Genomic DNA, 11,770 nt, shown 5'->3' with positions numbered 1-11,770 from the left:
CACGCACACCCGTGACCTCCGCAATCCCCGTCGACCCCGCCGGTCAGGCGGAGCGCAGCTCCACCAGGGTGATCTGGGGGTTGGCGCCGACCCGCACCGGCGGGCCCCAGAATCCGGCCCCGTTGGTGACGTAGACCTTGGTGCCGTCGACCTCGCCCAGGCCCGAGACCACCGGCTGCTCCAGCCGGACCAGCAGGTTGAACGGGACGATCTGACCACCGTGGGTGTGCCCGGAGAGCTGCAGGTCGACGTCGAACTTCGCGGCCTCGAACGCCGCCACCGGCTGGTGGGCCAGCAGCACCACCGGTCGGCTCGGGTCCCGGTCGCCGAGCGCGGCGGCGTAGTCCGGCGGGGCGGCCACCCCGACCCCGTCGGCGCTGACGTCGTTGACCCCGGCCAGGTCGAGGACCCCACCCCGGGCCTGGATCTCCTGTCGCTGGTTCTGCAGCACGCGCAGACCCAGCCGATCCACCTCGGTCACCCACTCCTCGACGCCGGAGTAGTACTCGTGGTTGCCGGTGACGAAGAAGTTGCCGTACCGCGACTGGATGTCCCGCAGTGGTGCCGCCGCCTCACCCAGCTCGGCGACCGTGCCGTCGACCAGGTCACCGACGACCGCGACCAGGTCGGCGTCGAGCCGGTTGATCGCCGCGACCATCCGCTCGGTGTGCACCCGCCCGCGCAGTGGCCCGAGGTGGATGTCGCTGACGGTGGCGATCCGCAGGCCGTCCATGCTCCGGGGCAGCTTGGCCAGCGGGATCTGGACCCGGTCCAGCTCCGGTGGGCCGGTCGCGGTGCGTACGCCGTATCCGACCAGGCCGGTGGCGGTGAGCCCGGCGAAGATCGCCGCTCCCCGGGCCAGCAGCAGCCGCCGGTGCGGGTCGTGGTCGGCGACCTGCCGGCCGTCGGAGCCGGCGGAGGGCGGATCGGCCGACCCGGTACCGCCGGCCGGCGGCGGATCGGTGGCGGTGACGGCCGGCGGCACCGGATCGGCGGCGGTCGGCAGGCCGGCGCCGCCGGTGGCCGGCGGGTCGGCGACGGCGGTGGCCCGGCTGCCGGGCGAACCAGCGGCGGTCGGCCGGTCGGTGCCGGCCTGCGACGGCTCGGCTCCGACGCCGGTCGGCGCGGCGGAGGCCGGCCCCGGGTTCGCCGGCTCGGCGGAGGCCGGCACCGGATCGCTCGGTCCGGTCGGGGCCGGACCGGTGGTGATCGGGCGGCGGCGCAGCACCTGCCGGGCGACCAGCATCGGCAGCTCCAGTAGGAACAGGACGACCAGCAGGTAGAACATCACCGCGAGCCAGAGGTACCCGGGCCAGGCGAGCCAGTAGAGGCCGGCGTTGGTGCCGATCAGGGTCGCCGGCACCAGCAGCGCCAGTACCAGGAACAGCACACCACCGACCCGCCGGGCGCGGCCGGGCCGGGTGGTGTCGCGCACCAGGCGCCGCCACAGATAGAAGTGGATCAGGCCGGTGACCAGCGCAAGGGTGCCCACGAACCCCAGGACCGCTAACACGGAAGCCTCCCTCAGCCGCCGGCGAAGGGCGGCAGCACGTCGATCGTCGACCCGGCCGGCAGTGGTGTCCGACGATCATGACAGGTCACTCCGTCGACCAGGAAACTCGCCACCCGCAGTACGGCGGCGAGTCGGTCGCCGTGGCGGTCGGCCAACTCGGCGGTGATGTCGTCGAGCGAGCGGCCGGCCGGAGCGGTCTCCTCACGGCAGCCGGCGGCGGCGCGGGCGCCGGCGAAGTACCGCACGGTCACCTGCACCGTCAGCCTCCGATCGCCGACATCGGGCGGGCGGGTTGCAGGAAGCTCGGATCGTCGATGCCGTGACCGGCGCGTTTGCCCCACATCGCGGTACGCCAGCGGCGGGCCACCTCGTCGTCGTCCGCGCCGGCCCGCAACGCGCCGCGCAGGTCGGACTCCTCGGTGGCGAAGAGGCAGGCCCGCACCTGACCGTCGGCGGTGAGCCGGGTCCGGTCGCAGTCACCACAGAACGGACGGGTCACGCTGCCGATCACGCCCACCCGGGCCGGCCCGGCGTCGACCAGCCAGGTCTCAGCGGGTGCCGCACCGCGTACCGTCGGATCGGGCCGCAGGTCGAACTCGGCCCGCAGCGCGGCGAGGATCTCCGCCGCGGTCACCATGGTGGCCCGGTCCCAGCCGTGCTGGGCGTCCAGCGGCATCTGTTCGATGAACCGCAACTGGTAGCCGTGGGCCAGGGCGTACCGCAGCAGGGCGGGTGCCTCGTCGTCGTTGACCCCCCGCAGCAGCACCGAGTTGATCTTCACGGGGGTCAGGCCGGCTGCCGCCGCACCGGCCAGCCCGGCCAGCACCGCGTCGAGCCTCGGCCGCCGGGTGAGCCGGTGGAACCGGTCGGCGTCCAGGGTGTCCAGCGACACGTTCACCCGGTCCAGGCCGGCGGCTCGCAAGGTGGGAGCCAACCGGTCCAGCCCGATGCCGTTCGTGGTCAGCGAGAGCCGGGGGCGGGGTCGCAGCTCCGCCGTGGCGGCCACGATGCCGGCCAGCCCGGGGCGGATCAGCGGCTCCCCGCCGGTGAACCGCACCTCGGTCACGCCCAGCCGCTGCACCGCGACCCGGATCAGCCGGATCACCTCGGCATCGGTGAGCAGCTCCGGCCCGGCCAACCAGGGCAGCCCCTCGGCCGGCATGCAGTACGTACAACGCAGGTTGCACTTGTCGGTAAGCGAGACTCGCAGGTCCCGGGCGACCCGGCCGTACCGGTCGACGAGGAGCCCGGCGGTGGACTGGGCGCTCATCGGTCGACGGTAGCGCGCTCGACGCCGCCCAACGCGGCGCGGGCCGCCGCGGCGACCGCCGACCGGTACCCGGCACCGAAGAGCGCGGTGTGCACCAGCAGCAGGTGCAGTTGGTGCAGCGGCACCCGTTCCCGCCACCCGTCGGCCAGCGGCCACGCCTCGCGGTAGGCGGCCATGATCCGGTCGCCGTGCGGTGCCCCGCCGAAGAGGGCCAGCTGTGCCAGGTCGGTCTCCCGGTGACCGCCGTGTGCCGCCGGGTCCACCAACCAGACCCGCCCGTCGGCGCCCCAGAGCAGGTTGCCCGGCCACAGGTCACCGTGTACGCGGGCGGGCGGCTCGTCGCCACCGAACGAGTCGATGCCGTCGATCACCCGATCGACCAGAGCGGTCTCGGTCGGCGTGAGCGCGCCGTTGGCGACCGACGCGCGCAGGTATGGAACGAGGCGGCGGTGGGCGAACCACTGCGGCCACGGGCCCGGATCGGGGGTGTTGTCCTGCGGCAGCGCCCCGATGAAACCGGGTCGGTCCGCGCCGAACGACGCCGCGCCGGCCCGGTGCAGACCGGCCAACTCCCGGCCGAACCGTTCGGCCGCCTCCGGCGTCGGCTCGCCGGACGCCACCCAGTCGAGCGCCAACAGCTCCGGCAGCGCCACCACCACCTCGGGTACGGGGACCTGGCCCGCCTCGCGCAGCCACCGCAACCCGGCCGCCTCGGTGGTGAAGAAGTCCTCGGGCACCGGCCGCCCCGCCCGTTCCGGCCAGGTCTTGGCGAAGAGCGACTGCCCGTCGTCCAGGGTGAGGCGGGAGGCGGCACAGATCGAGCCGCCGGCGACCGGGGTCTCCCGGATCCGCTGGTGGGTCAGGAACGTCGGCAGGTGGGTCGGATGCGCCCGCAGATAGGCCAGGTCCATGAGCGCAAGGTAGCCGCTGCCACCGACGGCTTGGGGCCGGTCGCGGTCGGAACGGATCCGGATAACCACTGGAAACGCGCTGACCAGGAGGACTACTCTCCGTATCTGTGGATAAGCCGCGTGTCGTCCACAGGGGCTGTCTGCCGGCGACGGCACCGGACAGGCTGCCGGCATGACTCCGATCGACCGTCCTCGACTCGCCGTCCGGTCCCCCGCCGACCTCATCGCCGCCGTGCCGTACCTGATCGGCTTCCACCCCGTCGACAGCGTGGTGGTCGTCGCGCTGCGGGGCCGCCAGATCGTCTTCGCCGCCCGAGCCGACCTGCCCGACCAGGGGGCCGATCCGCTGCCACCCGCCCGGCACCTCGCCGAGGTGGTCGGTCGGCAGCGTGCCGAGGCGGCGACGGTGCTCGGCTACGGGCCACCCGCCCGGGTCACCGGCTCCGTCGACGCGGTCCGTGCGGCGCTCACCGGCAGCGGCCTGCTCCTGCTGGACGCCCTGCGGGTCGCCGACGGCCGGTACTGGTCCTACCTGTGCACCGAGACCGACTGCTGCCCACCCGAGGGGACGCCGTACGACGCCCGGGCCAGCGAGGTCAGCGCCACGGCGGTCTTCGCCGGGCAGGTCGCCCTGCCCGATCGGGCCGCGTTGACCGCACAGGTCGCGCCGGTCGACGGTCCGGCCCGCGCCGCGATGGGTCAGGCGACCGACCGGGCCGAGCAGCGGCTGGTGGCGCTGATGTCGACCGCCGACACCGAGTTGCCCGACGACCGGGCGCTCCGCTCGGCCGGTCGAGCGGCGGTACGCGCCGCCCAACGGCGGCAGCGTCGAGGTGAGTCACTCACCGACGACGAGGTGGCCTGGCTTGGCCTGCTCCTGACCCACCTGCCGGTGCGCGACCACGCCTGGGAACGTACCGACGGGCGGGACGAGGACATCGCCCTCTGGTCGGACGTGTTGCGCCGGACCGAGTCGGCCCTCAGCGCCGCACCGGCCAGCCTGCTCGCCTTCGCCGCCTGGCGGGCGGGGCAGGGGGCGTTGGCCGCGGTGACGCTGGAACGGGCACTGGTCGAGCATCCGGACTACTCGCTCGCCCTGCTGCTGGACGACGTCCTCCGGCGCGGCATCCCGCCGTCCGAACTGGATGGCTGGCCCACCGTCGCCTCCGCGGCCCTGCTGCGGCCCCGCCAGCGCCGGCCCCGCCGTACCTGAAGGAGACGACCCGGACGCGGCGGGAGGCGCGGGCCAGCCTCGGTCGAAGGATGTACGCCCAGATCGTCTTCTCCGACGAACCGACGCCCGGTCGGCACCACGAGACTGGATACGTGATGCCTCCCAGAGACACCGTCGCGTGAGCAACACCCTGCTGGGATCCCTCGGCGGGCTCGCCCTGATCGACAGCACAAGCATCGGGACCCTGTTCATCCCGGTGTGGTTGCTGCTGGCGGCCGGCCCGGTCCGGATCGCACGGATCCTGGCCTACCTGGGCACGATCGCCGTCTTCTACTTCGCGGTCGGGGTGCTGATCACCTTCGGGGGCGAGTGGATCGTGGCCGCCCTCGGCACGACGATGGACAGCACGCCGGTGTACTGGATCCAGCTGGCACTCGGAGTGGGGCTGTTCGCCCTGAGCTTCCGGTACGACGGCAAACGACCTCGGCGTAGCGGCGGTGGGGTGCTGCGGTGGCGGGACCGTGCCACCAGCGGCGACTCCTCGTTGCGGTGGCTGGTCGGGCTGGCGCTGCTGGCGGCGCTGGCGGAGGTGGCGACGATGCTGCCGTACCTCGCCGCGATCGGTCTGCTCGCCACCGCCGAGCTGGCCGGCCCCACCACGCTGGCCCTGCTCGGCGGGTACTGCCTGGTGATGGTGCTGCCGGCGGTGCTGCTGCTCGGTGCCCGGGTGGCCCTGCCGGCGACGATCGAGCCACTGCTGGTCCGGCTGAACCGCTGGATCACGGAGAAGGCCGGCAGCACGATGGGCTGGATCCTCGGCATCGCGGGGTTCCTGCTCGCCCGGGACGCCGCCGCGCGCCTCTGGCCCACCCTGCTCGGCGGCTGACCAGCCGCCGTCGCCAGAGTCAACAAGGGCCCGAAGGCTGCATCGATCGCTGGTCCATGCCGTCACACCTCGACTCGACGGGGGTGGGTGTAGACGTTCATGGTCCGCCCCCGGAGGAAACCGACCAGGGTGAGGCCGGCCTCGTCGGCCAGGTCGACGGCGAGGGTGCTCGGCGCGGAGACCGCCGCGAGCAGCGGTATCCCGGCCATCCACGCCTTCTGGGTCAGCTCGAAGCTGGCCCGTCCGGAGACCAGCAGGAGGTGCCCGGCCAGCGGCAACCGCCGCTCCCGGACGGCCCAGCCGATCACCTTGTCCACCGCGTTGTGCCGGCCCACGTCCTCACGCAGCACCACCTGGTCGCCGCCCGCGGTGAAGAGCCCGGCCGCGTGCAACCCACCGGTCCGCGCGAAGCCCCGCTGGGCTGCCCGCAACCGGTCGGGCAGCTCGGCGAGAACCGCCGCCGGCACGGTCAGCGGGTCGTCGGCCACGGCGAAGACCGACCGGGTACGCACCGCGTCGATGCTCGCCTTGCCGCAGACCCCGCACGAGCTGGTGGTGTAGAAGTTCCGGGCCGGGTCGGTGGCCGGCTCGGGGACCCCGGGGCTCAGCACCACGTCGACCACGTTGTACGTGTTGGGAGTCTCCGTGCCGGCGCAGAGCTGGGCGGTGTGCACGTCGTCGGCGGAGCGGATCAGCCCCTCGGTGAGCAGGAAGCCGATCGCCAGGTCCAGATCGTCGCCGGGGGTCCGCATGGTCACCGCGAGTGGTCGACGCCGGTTGGGTCCGGCCGGCCCGACCCGGATCTCCAGTGGTTCCTCCGCGCTGAGGCTGTCCGGCCGGCGTACCGCCGTGCGGCCCGGCGGCGCGTCGAGGTCGATCCGGTGCACCTCGCGTCGATCAGTGGCCCGTCCCATCCCGCCATCCTGCCCTGCCACCACCCGGGCCCGCCCGGAGCCGCACCCGGGCGAGTGCTGCTCGTCGGGGTCGATCGACGGCGGCACACCACCCATGCCGCTACCGTGAGCCCGGTGGACGGCAGGACGGTGGACGGGGGAACGGTGGGCGGCGGGGGTGGGTACGCGGCGGTGGTGCTGGCCGGCGGTGCGGCCCGGCGGATGGGCGGCGTGGACAAGCCCCGCGTGCCGGTCGGCGGCCGGCCGATGCTCGACCGGGTGCTGGCCGCGGTCGCCGACGCCGACGAGCGTGTCCTGGTCGGCCCGACTCCGGGCGACGCCGATCCGCGTGTCCTGGTCGGCCCGACTCCCGCCGACGCCGACCCGCCTGCCCTGACCGACGCGCGTGTCCTGGTCGGCCCGGAGCCGGTCCGGTCCGGTGCCGGGCTGGTCGGGGTACGGGTGACCCGGGAAAAACCGGCCGGGGGTGGGCCGGTCGCGGCGGCGGCGGCCGGACTGGCGTTGCTCGATCCGGGTACCCGGATAGTTGCCCTGCTCGCCGCGGACCTGCCGTTGCTCACCCCGGCCGCGGTGGCCGGGCTGGTGCGACGGTTGGCCGAGGCACCGGCGGACGGGGTCTGTTACGTCGACGCCGACGGCCGTCGGCAGTCGCTCTGCGGTGTCTGGCGGGTGGCGTCGCTGCGGGCGGCCCTGGACCGGTTGGCCGGGCAGCGCGACGGCCGGCTCGACGGTGCGCCGGTACGGGCCCTGCTGGCCGGGCTCACCATCGTGGACCTGCCCTGGTCCGGCACGGGGCCACCACCCTGGTTCGACTGCGACACTGACGACGACGTACGCCGGGCAGAGGAGTGGACACGGTGACAGTGTTGGACGACTGGGTGACCGCCGCCTGCGCCGAGCTGGGGCTCGACCCGGCTCAGGTGCCGGTGCCGGCGGTGCTGGACCTGGCCCGGGACGTGGCCCACCAGGTGGTGCGTCCGGGTGCGCCGGTCACCGCGTACCTGCTGGGGTTGGCGGTGGGGCGGGGCGCCGATCCGGGCGCGACGGCCGACCGGCTCAGCGCGCTGGCCGGTGCTTGGCCGGTGGAGCTCGGCGGCGACCGGCCGGACTGACCGGACCTGTTCGCGGCACCGGCGGCAGTGTCCGATCCCGGTCGCGGCTTTCTGCGCCGTCCGCTGCTCTGGGTAGGGTGACCTTGACGGACGGAGGCGATCTATGACGGCAGAGCACCCCTCGGCGCCGACTGACCCATCCGGTGCCACGCCGGACCACCACGAGTCGATTCTGCTCGACGCGCCGACCACGGCCGACCTGCGGGCAAAGGTGACCCAGGCGTGGCAGGAGTTCGCCCGGGCGTTCGCCGAACGGCTGCGGGAGTTGCCCGCCGGCACCCACGTCGAGCTGACCCTGGACCCCACCGCCTCCGGCACCGGGGACGCCGTCTACTCGATCAGCGTGGACCTCGGCGCCGACGGGCAGGTGGCGGCGCGGGCCGTCGGCAATGCCACCCTCCCCCAGGGCTACCGGTTGGACCGGTCGGCGGTGGCGGACATGATCGCGCTCGGCTGGTCGCCGCCCGGGGTGGTCGAGGGGTCGGGGGAGGACTTCGGCCTGGCCGTCACCACGGCGGAGGCGAGCAAGCTCGCCGCGTTGCTCTCCCGCACGTTGCGGGACGTGTACGGCGCACCGCACCCGGCCTTCCTGGTCTACCTGGTGCACGACGAGCAGGGTGCCCCGGTCCCGGTGGAACCGTTGGGTACCGCCCGCAGCGAGTTCGGGCCGGACCGCGACGTCGAGGCCGATCTCGACGAGGCATTGGCCGCCGCGGCGAGCGCCCAGCCGGCCAAGGAGCAGGTGCTCGCCCTGGACGACCGGGTGCGTACCGTCGTCTCGACGATGTTGAAGTCCGAGTCCGACAAGTTGCAGATCGACTCGGACGGCGACATCAACATCCGCGCCGGATCGGCGATGGTCTTCGTCCGGATCCGGGACAACCCCCCGCTGGTCGACGTCTTCTCCCCGGTGCTGACCGAGGTCGAGCCGACCGAGCGGCTGTACGTGAAGCTCTCCGAGCTGACCAACCGGATGCCGATCGGCCGGCTGTACTGCGCCGAGGACACCGTCTGGGCGTCCATCCCGGTCTTCGGCCGGGACTTCCAGCCGACCCACCTGATGTTGGCTGTGCAGGTGATGACCGGGCTCGCCGACGAGCTGGACGACCGGCTGCACGGTGAGTTCGGCGGGAAGCGCTTCTTCGGCGAGGGCGACAAGCCGGCGAAGCGGGACGACGACGGGGAGCACCGCACCGGCATGTACCTCTGAACCACCCGCCAAGCCGGCCAGCCCGCCAGCCCGCCAGCCCGCCAGCCCGCCCGCCCGCGGGCTGTGGCCGGCGGGTCCAGGTCGGGTCAGCGGGTGCTGGGCCCCACCCCGGGGGACTCGGCCAGCCGGGAGAGCACGATGGTGCTCCGGGTGGAGGTCACGAAGGGCTCCGCGCGCAGGCGTTCCAGCGCGGCCTCCAGGTGGCCGATGTCGGCCGCGCGCAGGTGCACCAGCGCGTCGGCCTCGCCCGAGACGGTGTACGCGCCGACCACCTCCGGGTGCCGCCGGGTGGCCGCGCCGAGCTGTGCCGGGGTGGTGCGGCCGGCGCAGAACAGCTCGACGAAGGCCTCGGTGGTCCAGCCGACCGCCGCCGGGTCGACCACCGCGGTGAAGCCCTTGATCACCCCGGTCGAGCGGAGCCGGTCGACCCGCCGCTTCACCGCAGGTGCGGAGAGTGACACCCGGAGACCGATGTCGGCGTACGAAGTGCGCGCGTCCGCGACGAGCAACGCAATGATCTGCTGATCCACGCCGTCTATCTGCAACGTTCCGCCCTCGGGAAGCAATGTTCATGGCTGTTACCAAAGTTGTACGCTACCTACGCTTGGTGACCGTGAACCAGCAGCGAGTCGCGCGAAAGCGGACGTACCTCATGTGCCCGCCGGAGCACTTCACCGTCGAGTACGCGATCAACCCGTGGATGGATCCGCAGACCCCGGTCGACCCGGAGTTGGCGGTCAAGCAGTGGGACCGGCTCCGGGAAACGCTGACCGGGCTGGGCCACGAGGTGTTCGTCCTCGATCCCGAGCCCGGCCTGCCGGACATGGTGTACGCCGCCAACGGGGCCTTCACGGTGGACGGCACCGGCTACGGTGCGCGGTTCAAGCACGAGCAGCGGGCCGCCGAGGCCGCCGCGCACCAGGCCTTCTACCGGGAGCGTGGCTGGCGGTTCGTCGCGCCGCTGCGTACCAACGAGGGCGAGGGCGACTTCGCGTACCTGCCGGCGGCCCACGGCGGGCTGATCCTGGCCGGGTACGGCTTCCGGACCGAGTTGCCGGCCCACGCCGAGGCGCAGGAGGCCCTCGGCCGCCCGGTGGTGTCGCTGAACCTGGTCGACCCACGCTTCTACCACCTGGACACCGCGCTCGCCGCGCTGGACGACGGCAACGTCGGCTACTTCCCGGGTGCCTTCTCTGCGGCCAGCCAGCAGGTGCTCGCCCAGCTCTTCCCGGACGCGGTGCTCGCCGACGACACCGACGCGTTGGCGTTCGGGCTGAACCTGGTAAGCGACGGGCTGAACGTGGTCCTGAACAGCGAGGCCACCCGGCTCGCCGGCCGGTTGCGGGCCGTCGGCTACCAGCCCGTGCCGGTGGAGCTGGCCGAGTTGAAGAAGGGCGGCGGCAGCGTCAAGTGCTGCGTCGCCGAGCTACGCCCCTGAACCGTCCCGGACCGCCCGCCGTCCCGGACCGCCCGCCGTCCCGGACCGCCCGCCGTCCCAGGCCGCCCGGCCGCCCGGCCACGGTCAGGTCAGGTCAGGTCAGGTCAGGTCAGGTCAGGTCAGGTCAGGTCAGGTCAGGTCAGCCGAGCGTGGCCAGCTCGTTGACCAGGACGTTGGAGAGCAGCTCGCCGTCGCGGTCGACCTTGCGCAGGTACCAGCGCTGCTGCGGGGTACGTGACTGGTTGAACTGCCACGGCCCACGCGGACTGTCGATCTGACCGACCTTGCCCATCGCCAGGTTGACCTCCTGCGCGGTCGGCGTCGGGCCGGCGAGCCGGATGGCCGAGTCGAGCACCTGCGCCGCGTCGTAGGAGGCCATCGCGTAGGTGGTCGGCGAGGAGTTGTAGATCCTGCGGTAGGCCGAGGCGAACTCCCGGTTGGCGGTGTTGTTCAGGTCGGCCGAGTAGTTCAGCGCGGTCATGATGCCCTCGGCGTCGGCCTCCCGGCTCTCGCTGAGGACCGTACCCTCGGTCAGGAAGCCCGGCGCGTAGACCGCGCCCCGGTAGCCGGCCCGGCGCAGCTGCTTGATGAACTGCACGGCGGACGGGCCGGTGAAGAAGCAGAAGACCGCGGTCGGGTTGCGGTTCAACGCCCGGGTGATGTCGGCGGTGTACGTGTCGTTGCCGGGCTCGGTGGTGGCGTCGGTCCAGACGACCGGGTCGGCGATGCGGGGGTCGTCGGCGCCGAAGCCGGCCCGGAAGCCCTCGATGACGTCCCGGCTGCCGACGTTCTCCGGTGCGATCATGGCGATCCGGCCGCCGCGCGGGAACTGCTGCCGCAGGTACGACCCCATCGCCTCGCCGGGCTCGTTGAGCACGTACGAGGTGCGCCAGATGTAGACGACACTCTGCAGGGCGGCCGGTGAGGCGTTGGAGCCGACCAGGGGCACCCTGGCCTGTTCGACCAGGTCCCGGATGCCGATCATGACCGTTGAGCTGACCACCCCGGTGAGGGCGAGTACGCCCTGCTTGAGCAGCCCGTCCACGGCTGCCTGACCGGACTTGGCGGTCTCGCCCTCGTCGGCGGTGATCAGGTTGACCGGGTGGCCGCCCAACCGTTGGTCGTTGAGGTCGAGAAAGAGCTTGAACCCGTTGATGATCTCGGTGCCGATCGGCTTGAGACCCCCGGTGGTCGGCGCGACCAGACCGATCTTGACGGGGGTGCCGTTGTCGGTCGGTGCGCTCTCGTCCTCGGAGCCGCAACCAGCGACCAGCCCGGTGGTGCCGAGCGCGGCCAACAGTTGCAGTGCCCGTCTGCGGTTCATCGGCGACACCGAAGTCCT

At 73.1% G+C, this 11,770-nt stretch carries 13 protein-coding genes; 6 read left to right on the top strand and 7 right to left on the bottom strand.

Features of this window, described 5'->3' with window-relative positions; all coding sequences use genetic code 11:
* Positions 1–43: 43 nt before the first annotated feature.
* Genes GA0070617_RS00370 through GA0070617_RS00355 form a run of 4 tightly spaced genes read right to left on the bottom strand, consistent with a single transcriptional unit; the run spans position 44 to position 3,694 of the window.
* Positions 44–1,513, bottom strand: a complete 1,470-nt coding sequence (locus tag GA0070617_RS00370) for a metallophosphoesterase (RefSeq protein WP_091432354.1) — start codon at positions 1,511–1,513, stop codon at positions 44–46.
* A gap of 11 nt (positions 1,514–1,524) precedes the next feature.
* Complete coding sequence (locus GA0070617_RS00365) at positions 1,525–1,770, bottom strand: MoaD/ThiS family protein (RefSeq protein WP_091432351.1); 246 nt, start codon at positions 1,768–1,770, stop codon at positions 1,525–1,527.
* Between the two features lie 2 nt (positions 1,771–1,772).
* Positions 1,773–2,783 (bottom strand): GTP 3',8-cyclase MoaA, encoded by a 1,011-nt coding sequence (moaA, locus tag GA0070617_RS00360; RefSeq protein ID WP_091432348.1) that lies wholly within the window; start codon positions 2,781–2,783, stop codon positions 1,773–1,775.
* Positions 2,780–3,694, bottom strand: coding sequence for a fructosamine kinase family protein (locus GA0070617_RS00355; RefSeq protein ID WP_091432345.1), 915 nt, complete (start codon positions 3,692–3,694; stop codon positions 2,780–2,782). Before GA0070617_RS00355 ends, moaA begins: the two co-directional genes overlap by 4 nt.
* A 172-nt stretch (positions 3,695–3,866) precedes the next feature.
* On the opposite strand from GA0070617_RS00355, the gene GA0070617_RS00350 reads away from it, so the two are divergent.
* On the top strand, positions 3,867–4,907 hold the full coding sequence (locus GA0070617_RS00350) for a DUF4192 domain-containing protein (protein WP_091432342.1): 1,041 nt from the start codon (positions 3,867–3,869) through the stop codon (positions 4,905–4,907).
* 139 nt (positions 4,908–5,046) lie between these two features.
* A complete protein-coding gene (locus GA0070617_RS00345) occupies positions 5,047–5,754 on the top strand; it encodes a GAP family protein (RefSeq protein WP_091432339.1) in 708 nt (235 codons plus the stop codon).
* 62 nt (positions 5,755–5,816) lie between these two features.
* On the opposite strand, the gene fdhD is transcribed toward GA0070617_RS00345, so the two are convergent.
* Positions 5,817–6,668, bottom strand: a complete 852-nt coding sequence (gene fdhD, locus GA0070617_RS00340; RefSeq protein ID WP_091445667.1) for a formate dehydrogenase accessory sulfurtransferase FdhD — start codon at positions 6,666–6,668, stop codon at positions 5,817–5,819.
* Positions 6,669–6,782: 114 nt separating this feature from the next.
* Here fdhD and mobA point away from each other — a divergent pair, with 114 nt between their 5' ends.
* From mobA to GA0070617_RS00325, 3 genes are all read left to right on the top strand, one after another.
* The gene (mobA, locus tag GA0070617_RS00335; protein ID WP_373868334.1) at positions 6,783–7,529 is read left to right on the top strand and encodes a molybdenum cofactor guanylyltransferase; all 747 of its coding nucleotides are present in this window, start codon (positions 6,783–6,785) and stop codon (positions 7,527–7,529) included.
* Complete coding sequence (locus GA0070617_RS00330; protein ID WP_091445665.1) at positions 7,526–7,780, top strand: DUF6457 domain-containing protein; 255 nt, start codon at positions 7,526–7,528, stop codon at positions 7,778–7,780. Before mobA ends, GA0070617_RS00330 begins: the two co-directional genes overlap by 4 nt.
* Positions 7,781–7,883: 103 nt before the next feature.
* Positions 7,884–8,990: a T3SS (YopN, CesT) and YbjN peptide-binding chaperone 1 gene (locus tag GA0070617_RS00325; RefSeq protein ID WP_091432336.1), complete on the top strand. Its 1,107-nt coding sequence runs from the start codon at positions 7,884–7,886 to the stop codon at positions 8,988–8,990.
* A gap of 86 nt (positions 8,991–9,076) precedes the next feature.
* On the opposite strand, the gene GA0070617_RS00320 is transcribed toward GA0070617_RS00325, so the two are convergent.
* A complete protein-coding gene (locus GA0070617_RS00320) occupies positions 9,077–9,535 on the bottom strand; it encodes an Lrp/AsnC family transcriptional regulator (protein WP_091432333.1) in 459 nt (152 codons plus the stop codon).
* A 59-nt stretch (positions 9,536–9,594) separates the two neighbouring features.
* Between GA0070617_RS00320 and ddaH the strand changes: the two genes are divergently transcribed.
* Entirely contained in the window at positions 9,595–10,428 is an 834-nt protein-coding gene (gene ddaH, locus GA0070617_RS00315; RefSeq protein ID WP_175440389.1) for a dimethylargininase, read from the top strand.
* A gap of 139 nt (positions 10,429–10,567) precedes the next feature.
* Here the strand turns inward: ddaH and GA0070617_RS00310 are convergent, their stop codons facing one another.
* Positions 10,568–11,761: an ABC transporter substrate-binding protein gene (locus GA0070617_RS00310; protein WP_091432327.1), complete on the bottom strand. Its 1,194-nt coding sequence runs from the start codon at positions 11,759–11,761 to the stop codon at positions 10,568–10,570.
* Positions 11,762–11,770: the final 9 nt, after the last annotated feature.

It is taken from the genome of Micromonospora yangpuensis, from assembly GCF_900091615.1.
Classification (GTDB): Bacteria; Actinomycetota; Actinomycetes; order Mycobacteriales; family Micromonosporaceae; genus Micromonospora; species Micromonospora yangpuensis.
Note: the sequence above shows the minus strand (reverse complement) of the source record. Positions and strands in the feature narration are given on the sequence as shown.